Annotated in this window: 12 protein-coding genes; 4 read left to right on the top strand and 8 right to left on the bottom strand. The window is 56.3% G+C overall.

What is annotated here, in order from left to right:
* Positions 1-422 precede the first annotated feature (422 nt).
* From NYE74_RS00385 to NYE74_RS00375, 3 genes are read right to left on the bottom strand one after another with little or no spacing between them, the layout of a single operon-like run.
* Positions 423-1,700 (bottom strand): response regulator transcription factor, encoded by a 1,278-nt coding sequence (locus tag NYE74_RS00385; RefSeq protein ID WP_227872880.1) that lies wholly within the window; start codon positions 1,698-1,700, stop codon positions 423-425.
* On the bottom strand, positions 1,693-3,789 hold the full coding sequence (locus NYE74_RS00380) for a cache domain-containing sensor histidine kinase (RefSeq protein WP_036626645.1): 2,097 nt from the start codon (positions 3,787-3,789) through the stop codon (positions 1,693-1,695). Before NYE74_RS00380 ends, NYE74_RS00385 begins: the two co-directional genes overlap by 8 nt.
* A complete protein-coding gene (locus NYE74_RS00375; protein ID WP_036626642.1) occupies positions 3,779-4,792 on the bottom strand; it encodes a substrate-binding domain-containing protein in 1,014 nt (337 codons plus the stop codon). The genes NYE74_RS00380 and NYE74_RS00375 overlap by 11 nt, the downstream gene beginning before the upstream one ends.
* A gap of 225 nt (positions 4,793-5,017) precedes the next feature.
* Here NYE74_RS00375 and NYE74_RS00370 point away from each other — a divergent pair, with 225 nt between their 5' ends.
* Both NYE74_RS00370 and NYE74_RS00365 read left to right on the top strand, forming a co-directional pair.
* Positions 5,018-6,055 carry a tellurite resistance/C4-dicarboxylate transporter family protein gene (locus NYE74_RS00370; protein ID WP_036626640.1) on the top strand — a complete coding sequence of 346 codons (1,038 nt, stop codon included), beginning with the start codon at positions 5,018-5,020 and terminating at the stop codon, positions 6,053-6,055.
* A 170-nt stretch (positions 6,056-6,225) separates the two neighbouring features.
* On the top strand, positions 6,226-6,456 hold the full coding sequence (locus NYE74_RS00365; RefSeq protein WP_036626639.1) for a hypothetical protein: 231 nt from the start codon (positions 6,226-6,228) through the stop codon (positions 6,454-6,456).
* Between the two features lie 92 nt (positions 6,457-6,548).
* Here the strand turns inward: NYE74_RS00365 and NYE74_RS00360 are convergent, their stop codons facing one another.
* The 5 genes from NYE74_RS00360 to NYE74_RS00340 form a co-directional block, all read right to left on the bottom strand.
* Entirely contained in the window at positions 6,549-8,069 is a 1,521-nt protein-coding gene (locus NYE74_RS00360) for a response regulator transcription factor (protein ID WP_213509963.1), read from the bottom strand.
* Between the two features lie 273 nt (positions 8,070-8,342).
* Positions 8,343-10,142 carry a cache domain-containing sensor histidine kinase gene (locus NYE74_RS00355; RefSeq protein WP_371861038.1) on the bottom strand — a complete coding sequence of 600 codons (1,800 nt, stop codon included), beginning with the start codon at positions 10,140-10,142 and terminating at the stop codon, positions 8,343-8,345.
* 9 nt (positions 10,143-10,151) lie between these two features.
* Complete coding sequence (locus NYE74_RS00350) at positions 10,152-10,985, bottom strand: carbohydrate ABC transporter permease (protein WP_278739844.1); 834 nt, start codon at positions 10,983-10,985, stop codon at positions 10,152-10,154.
* Positions 10,982-11,878, bottom strand: a complete 897-nt coding sequence (locus tag NYE74_RS00345; protein ID WP_036626633.1) for a carbohydrate ABC transporter permease — start codon at positions 11,876-11,878, stop codon at positions 10,982-10,984. The genes NYE74_RS00350 and NYE74_RS00345 overlap by 4 nt, the downstream gene beginning before the upstream one ends.
* 17 nt (positions 11,879-11,895) lie before the next feature.
* Complete coding sequence (locus NYE74_RS00340) at positions 11,896-13,215, bottom strand: ABC transporter substrate-binding protein (protein ID WP_036626632.1); 1,320 nt, start codon at positions 13,213-13,215, stop codon at positions 11,896-11,898.
* 257 nt (positions 13,216-13,472) lie between these two features.
* Between NYE74_RS00340 and NYE74_RS00335 the strand changes: the two genes are divergently transcribed.
* Positions 13,473-16,019, top strand: a complete 2,547-nt coding sequence (locus tag NYE74_RS00335; RefSeq protein ID WP_036626631.1) for a beta-mannosidase — start codon at positions 13,473-13,475, stop codon at positions 16,017-16,019.
* 110 nt (positions 16,020-16,129) lie between these two features.
* Entirely contained in the window at positions 16,130-18,274 is a 2,145-nt protein-coding gene (locus NYE74_RS00330) for an LTA synthase family protein (RefSeq protein ID WP_227872879.1), read from the top strand.
* The last annotated feature ends 62 nt before the right edge of the window (positions 18,275-18,336 follow it).

The raw sequence follows: 18,336 nt of genomic DNA, 5'->3' as shown, positions 1-18,336 counted from the left end.
CAACCTCCCGATTGAAAATTCGATATAAGCTGAACCAAAGAATTGTACTGGAGTAGGCAAGAACAGTTCATCCGGTTGCCTCCAACCGCACAATCATAAGTTCGGCTTATATGGTTTGAATGCGTTTGCAAGGTGAGTATAGCAAGGGACAGGGGAGGGCGTATTTACAATGAATCTACTCTTTTTATAAAAATCCAACTAAAGTTTTGGCACAGCTTTGAAATCGGTGTGCCGGGGGAAGGACGCCGCCGAAGGTGATGTAGCGTAAAGGACACTAGGGACTCTATTGCCGCAGAAACAGGAGATCACAAAATGTAACGGGAAATCAGCAAATAAAGTCATTTGAGTCCGTTAGCGTAGAATACACGCGGTATACACCCGGACAAAAAAGGGAAGAAACCGAAAGAAGAAGAAACCGGGGGTCACTCGGTTCCTTCTTCTTTGAGGTTGAACGCGCCTTTGCGGTACTGGAGCGGGGAAATGCCGGTGGCCCGCTTGAACGCCGTGCTGAAGTAATGCTGCGTTTCATAGCCGGCCTGTTCGGCGATTTCCGCGATCGTCAGCTCCGTCGCGTTCAGCAGCTGAGCCGCCCGGCGGATGCGGATTTGCGTCAAATAGCTGTTGAACGAGGCGCCTAGTTCCTGCTTGATCACCCGGCTTAAATACACGGGGGAGGTTTGGAGCGCCCCGGCCATCTTTTCCAGCGTCAGCCGGCGGTCGGAGAAGTGCTCCAGCATGTACTGTTTGGCCCGGCGCACCAAAGGCGAGACGGGGGTCTCCTTCATCACCGCGGCTTTGCCGCTGCGGTAAACGGCGGGCAGGTCCGTCACCCCGCCGCAGCCGCCGCCTTCGGCCAGATGAACGTCGACGGCGATTTTCAGGTTGGTGCGCACCGCGGTTTCAATGCGGTGGAAATCCGCTTCCGCCTCCAGGCTCCACAGCAGTACGACGATGAGTCCGAACGGGTCGCGGAACATCGCCTTGGGGGAGGAGGAGAGCAATTCGGAAGCGATATTTTCGATCGCAAACAGGTACAGCTGGCGTTCGGACTCCTTCATGGCCGCCGGCGCCCCAGCCGGCTCGCGCAGACGGATCACGCCGAGCCAGTCCGGGCAGGCGGCCGGCAGCTTCAGAAACTGCAGCTGCTCCAAAATCTCGGCTTCCGTCATGCTGCCGTCCATCCATTCCTGGCAAAATCGTTCCCGCAGCAGCGGATAGCTGCGGGAAATTTGCCGGGAGGCGGCCTGCCAGTGGAGCTGCCGGGCCGCCTCCTCCTCAAGCTCCGTCCGGACCTGCAGCAGCACCTTTTCGAGCTGTGCCGGGTTGGCCGGCTTGAGAATATAATCTTTGACCTGAAGGCGGATCGCTTTTTGCGCGTAGGCGAATTCGTCATGGCCGGTAATAATGACGATTTTGCAGCCCGGGAGCTGCTCACGGACGCGCTTCATCAGCTCAATGCCGTCCATGATCGGCATGTTGAGGTCCACGAGCAGAATGTGAACGCTGTGCCGGACGGCCAGCTCCAGCGCTTCTTCACCGTCTTCGGCTTCCGCGGCAACCGCTAACCGCAACTGATCCCAATTGATGCTGTCCCGGATGCCCTCCCGAATAATCATCTCATCGTCGGCAATCAGCACTTTCCAGCGGAAGGCGGGGGACAGGCTGTTTTCGTTCATGTTTTTTTCCATACGATCACTCATGGTTTACCCTCTCCCAACGTACGTTGTTATCCCGGATCAGCGGGTGCGTCACCGTTACGACCGTTCCCCGTCCTAATTCGCTTTGGATGGCGATTCCGTATTTGGCGCCAAACGTCAAAGCGATCCGCGCCTGCACGTTCAGCATGCCGTACCCTTTGCCGTCCGCGGAATCGGGGGAGGGTTCTGGCTTCTGCCCGGGCAACTCGGCCGCGGCTGACCCCGCAGACTGCAGCTGCCTTTGCAGCTGAGCTAACTGATCAGGGGGAATGCCTTTACCGTCGTCACGGATCGTGATCGCAAGCGCGCCGCCGTCTTCGGCTGCCTCGATCACGATATGACCGGGCCCCCGGCGCTCCTTGATTCCGTGATAAATCGCGTTTTCCACGATCGGCTGCAGGATCAGCTTCAAGACGTAAACGCCTTGAAGTTCCGGGGCGATATGCAGGGTATAGTCCAGCTTGTTTTGGTACCGGACATGCTGGATTTGCAAATAGCTGCGGACATGCTCGAGTTCGTCGCTCAGCGGAATGATGTCGTTGCCTTTGCTGAGCCCGATCCGAAACAGCTTGGACAGCGATTCCGCCATCTCGGCGATATCGTCCGCGCTTTTGCGGCGAGCCATCCAATGGATCGTATCAAGCGTGTTGTACAGGAAATGCGGCTTGATATGAGCCTGCAGGCTGCGCAGCTCGGCTTCGCGTTTTTGCCGCTCCTGCAGCTCGGTCAGCGAAATCAGCCGGTTGATTTGCAGCAGCATGGCGTTGAACTTGCGGCCCAAATGGCCGATCTCGTCGGTGCGGTCGCTCCAGTGGCGGATCGTCAGGTCGCCGGACTGCGCTTTCTGCATGAAGGACGTGAGCTGGGCGATCGGCCTGGAGATCGAGTGGGCCAAATAAAAGGAAGCGGTCATGCCCAGCAGGCAGACGACAAACACGAAGCTGACGACGTAAAAGCGGATTTCCCGCATTTCCGCGGCCGACTCCTTCATCGTAAAAACGCCGACCGTCGTCCAGCCGGTGAAGGGGGAGACGCGGTAAATGAACTGCAGGTCGCGTCCGCCGGCCCGCGCCGAATACGTTCCCGAGCCCTCCAGGTTCATCCGGTCCAGCGGGATGTTGTCGGTGTAAGGCTCTGGCGGGGCGTATATCGGTTGTCCTTCCTGATCGAGCACCGTCAAATATCCGGTTTTGCCCAACCTGATGTCCTGCGCGGTTTCGGCGATCACGCGGAGCTTCAAATCGATCAGCACAACGCCTTTGACCTGCTGGGTGTCGGGGTCGAGAATTGCCCTGACGGCCGAAACGACCTCGCTGTCCTTGTAGCTCACGTGCGTCGTTACATTGCGCTGATGCGGGTGGCCGATCACCTTGAAGATGCCTTTGCTCCGCACCGCCTCCTTGTACCAGTCTTCCTCGGTCAACTTTTCCGGAGTTCTGGCGTACATTTCGTTGCTGATGTAGTCACCCTGGCTGTTGACGACCAGAATGCCGGCCACTTCAGAGTACAATGTCGTAAAGCCCTGCAGAAATTTGCGGATTTCGTAATGGTCCGTACCCGCCGCCTCACCCCGATCGGCAAGTTTGCTCGAACCCGAACCTGTACCCGAAACGCTCCCCGTCTTCGCAAGTGCCCCGGCTCTATCGCTTTCCCCGGCCGCCGGGGTCTTACCCCGCCCCACGGCTCCATCGTCACCCCACGCTTCCGCGAAGGCCATGCCCTGTAACTTGGCTCCATCGCCCTCCACTCCCGCCAAGGCATCAACCCGCGTACCGTCCCCGGCCCTCGCTTCGGATTGCCCCTCAAGAAACCGCAGCACCTCCGGGTTAAACGAGATAAAGTAAGTCATGTTTTGCAAATTTTCCACGTAGGTTTCCAGCGATTTGTTCACTTTGCCGATCAGTTGCAGCGTATTGTCGGTAATTTGGCGCTCGATGATGCGATCGACCGTCCAGTTGGTCAGCAAGCCCAGGCCGAGGGAAGGAAGGATGCTGATCAGCAAAAAATGCACGATCAATTTGTAGCGGATCGGCAAGTTGTTCAGGGTGAAACGGCGCAACTCCCAGCTTTTCCCGTAACGTTTATTTGGCATAGTAATCGTCCACATTCTGCTGCGTCACGACGGTGATGCCGGTGTCCGCCTGCTTGGGAATCCGCGGAGCCCCGGGATTGGAGGAGCCGCCCAACCCATGCTTCAGCGAAAACAAAAACTGCAGGGACCAATACCCCATGTTCCAGGTGCCCTGGGCCATGGTCGCGGCGATATCCCCGCTTTTGACAAGGTCGAGCGTGCCTTTGTCGGTGTCGAAGCTGATGATCCGGGGGCCGCTGCCCGCGTTAGACCCGCCTCCGGCCGCCCGCACCGCTTCGGCCACGCCGATGCCGCCATTCGCCTCCGTGGCAAAAATGCCGCCGACACCGGGATGCGCCCGCAAAATTTCCTCCGCGGCCTGCCGGGAAGCGAGCTGATCGCCTTTTCCGTTTTTGACGTCGACGATCCGAATCCTGGGAAATTCCGCGGCAATCGTATCGGCGAACCCGTTCGTGCGCTCCTGATGATTTTGCTGATTCGGCGTGGTGACGACGGCGACTTCCCCTTGGCCCCCCGTCAGCTCGGCCATTTTGCGGGCGGCTTCGACCCCTGCCGCGTAATTGTCGGTGCCGAGGAAGGAATACGCTTTGCTCCCCGGCGCGTCGGAGTCGAACAATACGACCGGGATGCCGGCGTCGACCGCTTTGTTGATCGTGGCCGTCAGCAAGGAGGGATGGATGGCGGAGATGGCGATGCCGGCCGGTTTTTTGGCGATGACCTGCTCCAATACGGTGATTTGCTCATGGACGTCGCGCTGGGTGGAGCCGCGGTATTCTACCGATACGTTTAAGGCCTGGGCCGCGTCCTCAAAGCCTTTCAGCCCGCTTTTCCAGTAATCGATGCCCATTTGAAACGTTACCATGACGTATTTTTCGCCGATTTCCCCGCGCAGGCCGCCCGTTCTCCACTGCTCGTTCATGCGGCTCTGCTGCGCCCGGAAATCCAGCACGTAAAGCGCAAAGCAGGCGATCAGCAGCAAATAGACGATCCAAATCTTTTTCATATGAAACCCCTTTCAAAAGATAGGTCCGAAAAAGGAGATGAACTTCGACAACATCATACTATGTTTCGCCGGAAAATATCATTATGTTTTTGCGACGCTGTTAAGCTGCCGGGTTAGTTCAGTCACAATATTGTTATTTTAAATCGTGGTAAGCTAAATTTAAGTTTCTGAGCCCGGGGGAAGAATAGAAGGAAGTCAAGTCTTAAAAGGCGGGGATGGTTAAGTATGTTAAGGGTGATGGACGAAAAGATCAAACACCTGTTTCCGGGTTATTTTTCAATGGCGATGGCCACCGGGGCTTTGTCCATTGCGGTGCATTTGCTGGGGGCTCCGTTTGTATCCGGGCTGCTGCTGCATTTGAACACCTGCATCTATGTCATGTTGTGGGTCCTGACGCTGATCCGGCTCATTAAATATTTTCCCCGGGTCAGCAAAGATCTGACCAGCCACAGTCAAGGGCCGGGCTTTTTTACCTGCACGGCGGCCACCTGCGTGTACGGCAGTCAATGGGCGATCGTGGCGCATAACGGCAACATTTCCACAGGGCTTTGGATCTTCGGCATCTTGCTTTGGGCTGTTATTATGTATACTTTTTTTACGGCCGTGACCGTGAGAAAAGAGAAGCCCACGCTGGGCGAAGGCATTAACGGAGCCTGGCTGATCGCCGCCGTCGCCACCCAATCCGTTTCCGTTCTCGGCACGTTAATTTCCCCGCACATGGCGGAAGGACGGGAGATCGTCCTGTTTTTTGCGCTGTGCATGTATTTGCTCGGCTGTATGCTGTACCTGAACATCATCACATTAATATTTTACCGGTTTACTTTTGTCGACCTGAAATATTCGGCGCTTACTCCGCCTTATTGGATCAACATGGGAGCGGTGGCGATCACGACGCTTGCCGGCTCCACCCTGATGCTGCATGCGGCGGATTGGCCGTTTCTGACCGAACTGCTTCCTTTCTTGCGCGGGTTTACTTTGTTTTTCTGGATTACGGGAACATGGTGGATTCCGCTGTTGTTTATTTTGATGGTGTGGCGTCATGTTTACCACCGTTATCCGCTGAATTACGATCCGCAATTTTGGGGGATGGTGTTCCCGCTGGCGATGTATACGACCAGTACTTACCAGTTGTCGCAGGCCTTAGAACTGCCCTTTTTGGTCATGATTCCGCGGATCATGGGGGTTATCGCGATCATCGCCTGGTTAGCCGTGATGGCCGGCTTTATTTACCACCAATTTCGCTCGTTTCAAGCCCGGAGATGAGAAGACGGGAGGCAAGCGGAACCTTGTTGTTTCCTGATCGTCCCGCCGGTTTTAGCCGAGCTTTATAAGATGGGCGGGACCTGCAATAATGGAAGTACATAACAATATTCACTGGCTAGGGAGAGCTTTTCCTGCCGGAAAACGCCTTTGAGTTCGGAGGGGGAACGTCTATGACCAAATTGTTTTTGGGGTGCACATCGCTGTTGGCGGGAGTCATCGTTATTTGCACGGGGTTTATCGTCTCGGCTTTGGAGGACCTCAGACCCGGAAGCGGGAATTTCAGTTACAGCCTTTTTGACCTGAATTTATGGTGGGTCATTATACCATTGGTTTTGTTGGCCGCAGGAGGGGGGCTTGTCTACTCCTATCAAAAAGATGTCAACTACGAGCAAGCGCAATAAGCTTGTTATTCCGTAAAATAGCGGACAGCCTGCGCTTCGGTCCGGTATTGCACTGAAACGGGCGGAACCGCAGGCTGTGATACGACCTTATCTTACTGCGATATCCTTTTGTACTCGTTGGGCGTCACCCCGACCATGCGCTTGAACAGCTTGTTGAAATAGGCCGGATCGGGATAGCCGACCTCGCAGCCGATTTCGTGGATTTTCAGCTTGCTTGATTTGCGCAGCAGCAGCTTCGCTTTTTTGATTCTTACCTCGATCAGGTAATCGGTGATCGTCATGCCGGTTTCATGTTTGAACAGCTTGCTCAGGTAGCTGGGCGTCAAATAGACCATACGAGCGAGCTGGCTTAGTTCGGCCGGCTGGTTGTAATGCTCGGCGATCCAGCGCTTGACGGTTTCGACCGATTTCCCCGCCTGCGCCAGGCGACCGGCCCGGACCTGTTGTAAAGCGCCGGTCAATTCGTCCACAAATTTTTGCCGGATTTCATCAAAGCTAAGGCAGGACAACAGCTCGGCTTCCAGCTGTTTGGCTTTGGCGCGGGGCCATATTTTGCCCCATTCGTGCAGCTCGGCGGAGATGGTGTCCAGCACGAGACGGCACAGTAAAATGACCGATTCAAGCGGAGTCCGATCTTTCCTTACCTGCTCCAACATTCGCTCCAAACAGGCGGCCGCCCGAGGAACGTTTAAAATTTGCAGCTGCTCGACCCATTCATCGCGGCAGGCGGCAAACCGTTCGCCGATATCCGGACTGCCGTTGTTAGGTCCGGCGCTGCCGCCGGCCTTACGGTAATTCCACGTCTGGTTTCCGTAAATGCCGAGCTCGCAGGCGCTTTTCGCTTCCGCGTAAGCTCTGCCCAGCATGGCAGGATCGCCATATACGAAGCTGGAGCCGGCAAGCGTGCGGCGGGGCTTGCATATCGCTTCCAAAACCGCGGTCAATTGGCGGAGTTCTTCCTGGTCCGGCTGCTGATAAAAATAACAGATCCAAGCGAGAACCGGTTCGCCGGTGTCAACCAGATCCCAAAAGCGAACGGGGAGGCGTAGGGTTTGCTCAAGCCTGGCGCGCAAGGCTTCCGGATGCCAGCCCTTGATCGCATATACGGCAAAATAAGGCTCCGGCAGAGAAAGCTCCGGCAGCTTTGCGCCGGGTCCAACAAGGCCGGCCCCTCCTGCGAAGCTTTTGAAATGAGAGAGCAACAATCCCGAACGGATTTGCCGCTCCTTGCCGCGGGCCGCCGACTTCTCCTCATCAAGCGCGTAAAGCAGGGCAAACAGCTGCTTCTTGTCGATCGGCTTGAGCAGATAGTCCACCGCGGAACACCGGATGGCCTGCCGGGCATATTCGAAATCCTTAAACCCGCTCATGATGATGCAGCGGATTTCCGGCTTGATGGCCTTTACCTGTTTGCTCAGCTCCAGTCCGTCCACCACGGGCATACGGATATCGGTGACGATGACGTCAAGGTCGGCTTCCCCGAGATAATCGAGGACGTCCTGCCCATTGGAGAACAAACCGTCGACGACGAAACGGCCGCTCTCCTTGCCGATCATCTTACCCAGCCCTTCCCGAATCGAAGCCTCGTCGTCCACGATCGCGATTCGCAGCATAGGATTTCCCCCTTTGAATCATTCCGTTTACTCCGGATCAAACCTAGTAGCTCCATCCTTGATAACGCCAGCTTTCCATTTCTGCAGGTCAGGCGTGCTGAAATGCCAAATAAGGTCTGTGGTGTCCGTTAGGGCCGGAAAGTACGGCATTACGGCCGGAAAGTACGGCATTGCGGTCAGCGCCTCGGCAATATGGCTTTACGTCCCGACATTTCGACTTGGTCGAAGCCGTGGTCAGGCCTCCAAGCCAGCCGTGGCCATCCTTTAACTTGCTCATCCAACTCCCCCCGCGCCGTTACGGAGCAAGCCGGCGATTCTCACCGTGACCGTCGTGCCTTCGCCCGCCCGGCTGCTGACGGTCAACCGGGAGCCTGCGCCGTAATGAAGCCGGATCCGCTCTTGGACATTGCGCAGCCCGATTCCGAATTTGTCCGTTCTGCCGTCCGTCAGGCTATGGTTCAGGGAGGCGAGGCGTTCTTCGGTCATCCCGACGCCGTCGTCACGCACCGTGAAGATGGCGTCGCCAAGTTCATTCCACGCCCGGATCGTAATGGTGCCGGACCCCTCTCTTTTTTCCAGACCGTGAAACACCGCGTTTTCCACAATCGGCTGAAAAACCAGTTTAACGATCGGCAGCGGATAAAAAAACTCCGGAATCTCCACACGGAAGCTGAATTTGTCCGGGAAGCGGATTTGCAGCAGCAGCAGGTAGTTCCGCACATGGTCGATTTCCTGGGCCACCGTCACCTGCTCGTCGGCGCTCCGGGTAATGCTGTAGCGAAGCAGCAGGCCCAGCAGATAGGTCAGCTCGGCGACCCGGTCATCATCGTTCAGCTCGGCGAGCATGCGGATCGCTTCCAGCGTGTTGTAGATAAAATGCGGGTTGATCTGATTTTGCAGCGCCAGCATATCGGCTTTTTGCTTGCTCTTTTCCGTTTCGGCCACCTCATGGAGCAGGTCCTTCACGCGGGCGATCATCCGGTTGAACTGGCTGCCCAGAAGGCCGATTTCGTCATTGTATTTGACGTTGACCCGAACGTCGAGCTTGCCGCGCTGCACCTGCTTCATTAGCTGCACCGTCCGTTTCAGCGGCTTCGTGAGCGCGTAGGAGATAACCATGGCCACAAGCAGGGCGAAAAAAATAACGGACAACGTCGTGATTATCAGTTTATCGCGGTTTTGCTTCATCGGCGCTAGCAGTTCGGTCAAAGGAATGTAGACCAGCGTTTTCCAGCCGGTTTGCGCGGACGAAGTGTAGACGCAAATGTAAGGCCGGCCGCCGATAGCCAGCCGGAAACTGCCCCGCGCGCCTGCGGCCGGCGCCAGCAGAGGGCTGCCGCTTAAATCCTCGCCCAGCTTGCCGGGATCGGCGCTGTACACGACCTTTCCGTATTCGTCCACGATCAGGGCGTCGCCGTGGGTCACGGCATTCAGCGGCTCGATGATCCCGTCGAACAGCTTCGCGTCGACATCGATCGCGATCAGACCGATATCGCGCAAGGAGCTGACCGAACGGATAGGGCGGACGACGGTGAACACCTGGCGGCTCTCCGTTTCGTTCACGCGGATCGCATGTGTGCCGGCGAGGGCGGGAGACGAACCGGACTTACGCGCCAATGCCTTCCACTCGCTGAGCCGCGTTTCCGGGTACAGTACGTTGATGCCCGGCTTCCGGTTGTAATAAACCATATCGTAACGGTCCACCAGGTAGGCGGACAAAATCTCATCCTTGGTATTGTTCAAATACATCAGAAAAATATCGATGGAGGTGCTCTTGTCCCAATCCGTTCCCCGCTGGTCCAAATATTTTTGCACCTCTTTGTTGTACAAGGGCAGGCTTGTGTACCGCTTCAAATCGGCGATATAACGGTCCGCTTTGTCCATCGCGTTGTCCGTCATCAGACGGGCGGCCTCGGTCGTGCTGCTTTGCACCAGTCTGAAGCTGGAACGGTACGAAGTGTAGCTGAAATAGGTGACCGGCAGCGAAATGAGAAAGACGAAGACGATCACCAGCTTTTTTTGCATGGATAAGTTGGCGAATAACAACCAGGCTTTTCGGAACAAGGCTCGCAAGATCATACCTCATTTTACCGCACCGCTGGTAACGCCTTCAAAGATATATTTTTGCAGGAAAAAATACAGCACCACGGTAGGCAGCAGAATCAGCAGGATCGCCGCGCAAATCAGGTTCCAGTCGGCCACGTTGACGCCCTGGAAGCGCATCAGCACCGTCGTCACCACGCCCAGGCTTTGCTTCGGCATGTAAAGGTACGGCGTGTACATATCGTTGTAAATGCTGATTGTCTTCAAAATGATCAGCGTGGCCGTCGCCGGCGTCAGCAGCGGAAAAATGATCGAACGGTAAATCCGGAACAGGGAGGCGCCTTCGGCCATGGCGCTTTCGTCGAGGTCGACGGGAATGTTGCGGATAAACTGCAAATATAAAATGATCTGGATCACGTCCGCGCCGACGTACAGGATGATCGGAGCTCCCAGCGTATTGTACAGGCCCAGCGATTTGATGATGCCGAAGGTAGCGACCTGGGTCGTAATGCCGGGAATGACGGTCGCGAACAGATACAGGCCGAAAACCGCTTTTTTCAGCTTAAAAGAAAACCGCCCCAGCACGTAAGCCACCATCGTTCCGAATAGGATATTGAAGACCAGGGACACGCAAATAATGACCAGCGTATTACCGAACCCGCTCAATAGGCCGCCCCGTTCAAACACGATCTTGAAATTTTCAAAATTGAAAAAGCTTTGCGGCAGCGCCATCGTGCTGGCGGTATTAAATTCATTGCTTGATTTGAAGGAGTTGACGATGACGACGTACGGAGGGAACAGCACGACAAAAACCCCGATCAGCAAGGTCAGGTATTTCAGCGCATCCGGGAAAGTGAATTTGCGTCCGCTCATTTGCCGTTTCCTCCTCTGCTAAGCACAAACTGTTGAAGCCCCACGACGATGATCACGAACATCAGCAAAATAATGCTCATCGCCGAAGCAAGCCCGTAATGGTTGTAAGCAAAAGCAGTCTCCATTACCCGCTGCACGTATGTTTGGCTCGCGCCGGCCGGCCCTCCTTTGGTCAGGACGAACGGAAGATCGAACACCTCCAGCGCGCCGGTGACGGTCAGGAACAGGTTCAACTGGATGACCGGCTTCATGTTCGGCAGCGTAATCCGCCAAAACGTTTGCATGGCCCCGGCGCCGTCGATTTTGGCCGCTTCGTACATGTCGCGGGGGATCGCCTGCAAAGCGGCGATGTAAATCACCATGTTATAGCCCATGAACCGCCACAGCCCGGTCGAAGCGAGCGAATAGTTGACCAGGCCGGCCGTGCCGAGCCAGCTCGTTTCGCCGAGTTTGGCCAGCCCGATGCTTTGCAGGAACAGGTTCAGCGAACCCTGGGTCGTATCGAAAACATAGCCGAACATAAAAGCGACGGCCACGGCGTTCATAATGTAAGGCAGGAACAGCAGCAGCCGGAAAAAGTTCCGGCCGCGCAGCCTGCTGTTCAAAATCACGGCGAAGTAAATCGCGATGATATTTTGGATGATGCCCATAACAAAATAGGCGAAGTTATGGGCGAATACGCCGAATATGTCCGGGTTGGTAAACACTTCCCGGTAATTGGCCAGCCCGACCCACGGCTTCTCCGGGCTGTACCCGTCCCAATCGGTGAAGCTGAACATGACCAGCTTCAGCGCGGGATAGTAGGTAAACAGCAGGAGCAAAGCGAGCGGGACGAGTAAAAACGAGACGATAATGATATTTTTCTGCGCTTTATAAGACAGCGTTCCAAACATGCCGTTCCCCTTCTTTCTTAGTAGCCCAGCTCCTGCTTCGCTTTGGCCCAGGCTTTGTTCCATTTGTCGAGCACGGCCTGCGGGTCTTTGGCCAAGACGAATTCCTGGGCGATTGCCGGCAGATCGATTTGCGCCTTGTTGCGGATTTCGACTACCTTCGGATCATCGGGCGTGCCTTCCTGCAGCTCCACGCCGCTCGCCTGGAACTCGGCCAATTGGGACAACTTGGATTCGCGGCCTTCCAACGGAGAGATAAAGCCGGCGAAATCCTCGTAACCGGAATCCTCGAGCATCCATTTCAGGAAAGCCTTCGTCGCCTCCAGGTTTTTGCTGTCTTTGTTGACGGCGTAGAAGAAATCGGGGCTAAGCGCGGCTCTGCTCGCGCCCGAGTCATCGAACGGCAGCGGGAAAAACCCGATGTTGTCGGACTCCGCGCCGACGCCGATCACCTGGTTGATCACCCAGTTGCCCAGGAAGTACATCGCCATTTTGCCGTTCGCCAGGTCTTTTTTGGATTGCTCCCAGTTGGTGGAGTTGATGTCTTTTTCCAGGTAGCCTTTGTCGGCCAGCTCCTTGATGAGGGACATCGCTTTGCCGTACCCGTTATCCATCGTGAACGGAGCGTCCGTATTGATCACTTCGTTGGGGAAGTTGCTGTTGTTTTCAATCACCCTCGGCAAATCGAATACCCAGTTGTTCAGCGGCCATTTGTCCTTGAAGTTGGAGGCCAGCGGAATGACGCCGGTTTGCTTCAGCTTTTCGCAGGCGGCCAGGAATTCGTCCCAGGTTTTCGGGATTTCCGTAATGCCGGCGTCGGCGAACGCCTTTTTGTTGTAAACGATCCCGGACGTGGAGTTGCCCGTCGAAATGCCGTACAGCTTGCCGTCGTAAGATTTGAAATCCTTGAACGTAATTTCCGCGCTCAGTCCCAAATCGTCCAGCGGCGCGAAATATTTCGGCAAATCGGAGTTCGGAATGTCCGGGACGAACATCAGGTCCGGCAGCTCGCCGCTGGCCATGCGGACTTTGGCCTGCTGGTTGTAGTCCGTCTGGCTGGCTTCGAATTCAATTTCGATGTTCGGATACTTCTTGTGGAACCGTTTGACGTATTCGTCGTATTCCTTGCCGATCATGTCGGTGCGGTTGGTCAGAAAGGTCACCTTGCCGCTAAGCTGTCCGCTTGTGCCGCCCGATTTGTTATCTGCGGCGGTGGTTCCGTTATCCGGCGGCGGAGCTGTGTTCCCGCCGCCGTTCGCGCTCCCTCCGCCGCCGCACCCGGCCAGTACGGTTGCGAATGTAAAGATCAGCATGAAAGTCATCAGGAGTTGTTTTTTCAATGTGATCGCCCCTTTTACAAAGATATGTTAGCGCTTACAGATTGATTGTATCGCTTTGTTATAATAATGAAAATGTATTGTGTTATTATTTATTGTCTTTGTTTTGCTTGTTTTCGGCGGAGGAGTGGATGACAATAGATTATTTATATGATAGTTTCGGAATAAACATGGCGGTTATGTTGCTAACAAATAATATAACAAAAAATAACGATTATCGACTATAATAGGGTTCATAACTTACAACTTGAGGAGGGCTTATGAACAACCAACGATATGTGCTCGGCGATTGGCAATTCAAGGCGTTCGATGAAGCGGAGTGGCTGCCGGCGCGGGTTCCGGGAACGGTGCATACGGACCTGCGGCTGAACGGGCTGATTCCCGACCCGTTTTATGGCACGAATGAGCATGAGCTGCAGTGGATCGACAAGAAGGATTGGGAATATCAAACTTCGTTTGAACTGCATGAAGGGTGGGCGAAGCTGCCGCGAATCGAAATCGTGTTTGAAGGGTTGGACACGTATGCGGACGTTTCGGTGAACGGCCGGCATGTTTTGTCGGCCGACAATATGTTCCGCTCCTGGCGGGCGGACATTAAAGCGCTGCTCAGCGAAGGAACGAATACGGTCACGGTGCGCTTCCGTTCCCCGATCGCCGAAGATTTGCCGAAGCTGGAGCGGCTAGGTTACGATTTGCCGGCTTCGAACGACCAAGCGGAGCTGGGCGGGCTTGGGGACCGCAGAGTCAGCGTATTTGCCCGCAAAGCTCCTTACCATTACGGCTGGGATTGGGGACCGCGGCTGGTGACGTGCGGCATTTGGCGGGAAGCCCGGATCGAAGCGTGGGGCGGTCCGGTCATCCGCGATGTGTTCATCCGCCAGGACCGCGTTGCGCCGGAGGCTGCCGAATTGGCGGCGGTTGTGGAGGTGGAAGCGGCCGCCGCGTGGGAAGGCCGACTGCGCGTCTCCGCCGGGGAAGCGGTATGGGAGCGGCAGGTTGCTCTGAAGCCGGGACTGCAGGAGGTGGAGCTGCCGCTGACCTTGGCGCAGCCGAAGCTGTGGTGGTGCCGGGGCTTGGGGGAGCCGGCGATGTATACGTTTAAGGCGGAGTTGATCGGCGCGAATGGTACGCTGGAAGCCGACGCGGCGGTGCGAACGGGCTTGCGCGAAATCAAGCTGGTCCGCGAGCAGGACGAGGCGGGAGCTTCCTTCCGCTTTGAACTGAACGGCGTCTCCGTGTTCGCCAAAGGCGCCAACCATATTCCGAACGATAGCTTCGTGACGGAGGTGACGGCGGAGCGCTACCGGCATGAGATCGCTTCGGCCGCCGCAAGCGGCATGAACATGCTGCGCGTCTGGGGCGGCGGGATTTACGAGCAGGATGTTTTTTACGAATTGTGCGACGAATACGGGCTTTTGGTGTGGCAGGACTTTATGTTTGCTTGCAGTATGTACCCGGGAGACGCGGAGTTCCTGGAAAATGTCGCCCGGGAAGCGGAGCATAATATCAAACGGTTGCGCAATCATCCGTGCATCGCTTTGTGGTGCGGCAACAACGAGATCGATTCGGCCTGGTCGCATTATGCGGAAAATGCCGGCTGGGGCTGGAAGGAAACCTATGCGGCCGATGTTCGCGAGCGGATTTGGGCCGATTATGAGGCCGTATTCCACGATATTTTGCCGCGGGCGGTGGAACGGCTGGCGGGCGGGATCGCTTACTGGCCGTCCTCGCCGCTGCGCGATCTGACGGGCGACGCGGACCAGCACGCCTATAAGGTGTCCGGCGAAGGCGATATCCATTATTGGGGCGTGTGGCACGCGGTCGAGCCGTTCGCCAATTACAACACCCGGATCGGCCGGTTTATGAGCGAATACGGTTTTCAATCGTTCCCCGAGCTGGATTCGGTACTGAAATACGCGCCGGAAAGCGCGCTGGAGCTGGAATCGGACATTATGCTGGCGCATCAGAAAAACGGCCGGGGCAATCAGCTCATCAAGGAATACATGGACATCTATTTGCCGGTGCCGCGGGATTTCAAGGCGTTCCTGTACATGAGCCAGGTGCTGCAGGCGGAGGCGATCCGCACGGCGATCGAGGCGCACCGCCGGAACAAGCCTTATTGCATGGGCACGCTGTATTGGCAGATGAACGACTGCTGGCCGGTCGCCTCCTGGGCGGGCATGGATTATTACGGCCGCTGGAAAGCGCTGCAGTATGCGGTGCGCCGCAGCTTCGGAGACGTGATGCTGTCGGTGTACGAACCGGAAGACGGCAAAATTGCCGTTAGCATCGTTTCCGACAAACGGGAAAACGTTTCGGGAAAGCTGCGCCTAACGCTTTACGATGTGGGCGGCGGAGTGCTTAAAGAAACGGTACAGGAGGTTAATATTGCGGCGGATTCCGCCAAGGAGGCGGTCTCTTTCGCAAGGGAAGCTTGGCTGGAAAACCGCGACCCGCGGCAGGTTGTCCTGCTCGCCAGCCTGGAACTGGACGGGGCACCTGCGGACAGCAAGCCGTTTTACTTTGTTTCCGGCAAAGACCTTATTTTGCCAGCGGCGCAAATCGAGGTGCGGGAAACGCCGGGCAGCGGCGGCGGCAAGTATACGCTTGTGAGCGGCGTACTGGCGCGTCAGGTTTGGATCCAAGCCGAACGGGAAGGCATCTTCTCCGACAATTACTTTGATATGATGCCTGGCGTGCCGGTGACCGTGGAGTTCCACCGGCGCGGCGCGGCCGCGGATGATGAGGCGTTTGTTCCGGGAGCTCCGGGGGAAATCCGGATCCGGTCCATGGCCGATTTTGTATAGGTACGGCTATCTTACAATTTATAGAAGTTCGACTCTCGATTTTACCGTGCTATAATAAACAGATAGAAAACCGTGCTTTTGTAAAACGGGAATAAAATCGAGGTAAAAAGATGCGAAACATATTTTCATCCAGTCGCTACAAAATCGTTGAAACGTTCGTGCTGATCGGCGTGAAATTGCTGTTGCTGCGGTACTTTTTTTACGGCGGCTTCCATCCGGCGGGACTGCCCGGCGAGCTGCTGTCGGTGCTGGCCCTCCTCTGCCTGGTGGAGCTGGTGACGCCGGCCAAAGGCAAATGGTGGACATTCTTCGGATTTAATTTTGTCCTGTCGTTCATTCTGTTTGCCGCCACGGTGTACTTCGCCTACTTCGGGACAGTGCCGACTTATAAGGTGCTTAGCGGACTGGGCCAGGTGCCCGAGGTGAAAGCGAGCATCGGCGCTTTGCTTCGGCCGGGGCAGTTTCTGTATTTTGCCGATCTGGCGGTGTTGCTCCTGATCAAAATCATCGGGCTTGTCCGCCGCGGCGGGGCATTCCGTTCAGGGCGGCCGCAGGGAACTTTAAGTTTCGGCACCCGGACTTCGCGGGGAGGGCTGAACTTCCGCACCGACCGTCCGCGAGCAGGGCTGGTTTGGAAGGTGGGAGTCGCCTTTATCCTGATCGCCAGCCTGCTGCTGTCCGGGCTCTACATCCGCGCGGGCAAAGGGATCGATAACGAGCTGGTGCGGGCCGAAAGCGTCGGCTTCCTCAATTTCCAGGTGGACGCGGCCATCCGCGACCAGGAAGAGGAACGGATGATCGCGGCAGGAAATTTGCAGGAGACGATCGCCAAGATCCGGCAGCTGCAAAGCACGTACCCTTACCGGGCGGATACGGGAGAAGCGGGGGGATCGGCTGGCGCTGGCGCTATGGGTGCTTCGGATAAAGCGGGAACCCCGGCTACCGGCGGAACGGGCGTTGCGGGAACCCCAACTGCGGAAACTACGGACGCAAAAAGTCCGGAGGCTACGGGCAATACTGGCGCTACAGGCACTGCAAACACTTCGGCCGTTGCAGCTTCTTCGAAAGCGGCTCCCGACTTTTTCGGATCGGCTCAGGGGATGAACCTGATCGTCGTGCAGATGGAGTCGTTCCAGAACTTCCCGATCAACCTGACCCTGAACGGGCAGGAGGTCACGCCGGTGCTGAACAAGCTGGCCAAGGAAGGGTTCTACTTCCCGCACGTATTCCAGCAGATCGGGCCGGGCAATACCTCGGACGCCGAGTTCATGTCCAACACGTCGATTTATCCGACGGCCGCGGCCGCGATGTCGACGAGCTTCGGCGACCGCCAGCTGCCGAGTCTGCCGCGGCTCTTGCAGGGGCACGGGTACGTGGCGAATACGTTCCATATCAATAATGTGACGTTTTGGGACCGCAACAAGCTGTACCCGGCGCTCCATTTTGACAAGTATTATGACAAGCCGTACTATACGAACGATCATTTTAACGACTTCGGGGCCTCCGACGAGGAGATGTACCGGGTGGGCGTAGAGAAGCTGGCGGAAATCAAGGCGCAGTCCAAGCCGTTTTACGCTCAGTTTGTGACGACGTCGAGCCATTCTCCGTTTGTCGTGCCGCAGGACCGCCGGCATATCCAGCTGCCCGCCGACATGGAGGGGACGATGCTGGGCAATTACATCCAGGCCGTCAACTATACCGATTACGCGATCGGGACATTGATCGACCGTTTGAAGCAAGCCGGCTTATGGGACAATACGATGCTGGTGTTTTACGGGGATCATTTCGGTTTACAGCCGAATGACGTCAGCGCCGGGGAGATCCGCGAAAAGCTCGGCATCGCTTATGACGAGCGGATCAGCCGCTTCAACATTCCGCTGATCGTCCATGTACCCGGAGCGAAGAGCGGGCAGGTCGTGGAGCGTACCGGCGGCCAGGTCGACATTCTGCCGACGATCGCAAACCTGCTCGGCGTTTCGCTGGCGGACGAAGGTTTTACCGCATTGGGCCAGGATCTGCTCAACATCGACCGGAACGTGATCGGCATGCGCTATTATTTGCCGACCGGATCGTTTTTCAACGATGAGGTGATGTTCGTGCCGGGTCAAGGCTTCGACGACGGCACGGCCGTGTCGCTGAAGACGCTGCAGCCGGTGACGGATATCTCACCTTACCGCGGCGACTACGATTATGTCACGGAGCTGATGAAGCTCTCGGACGAATACGTGAAGCTGCTTCCCAAGCGGGGGCAGTGAGACGCAAACAGCCCTGAGGCATATGCCTCAGGGCTTTCCTGTAAAAGCTGACCGGAAATCTA

Origin of the sequence: Paenibacillus sp. FSL P4-0127, assembly GCF_038007325.1 — a bacterium.
Classification (GTDB): Bacteria; Bacillota; Bacilli; order Paenibacillales; family Paenibacillaceae; genus Fontibacillus; species Fontibacillus macerans.
Note: the sequence above shows the minus strand (reverse complement) of the source record. Positions and strands in the feature narration are given on the sequence as shown.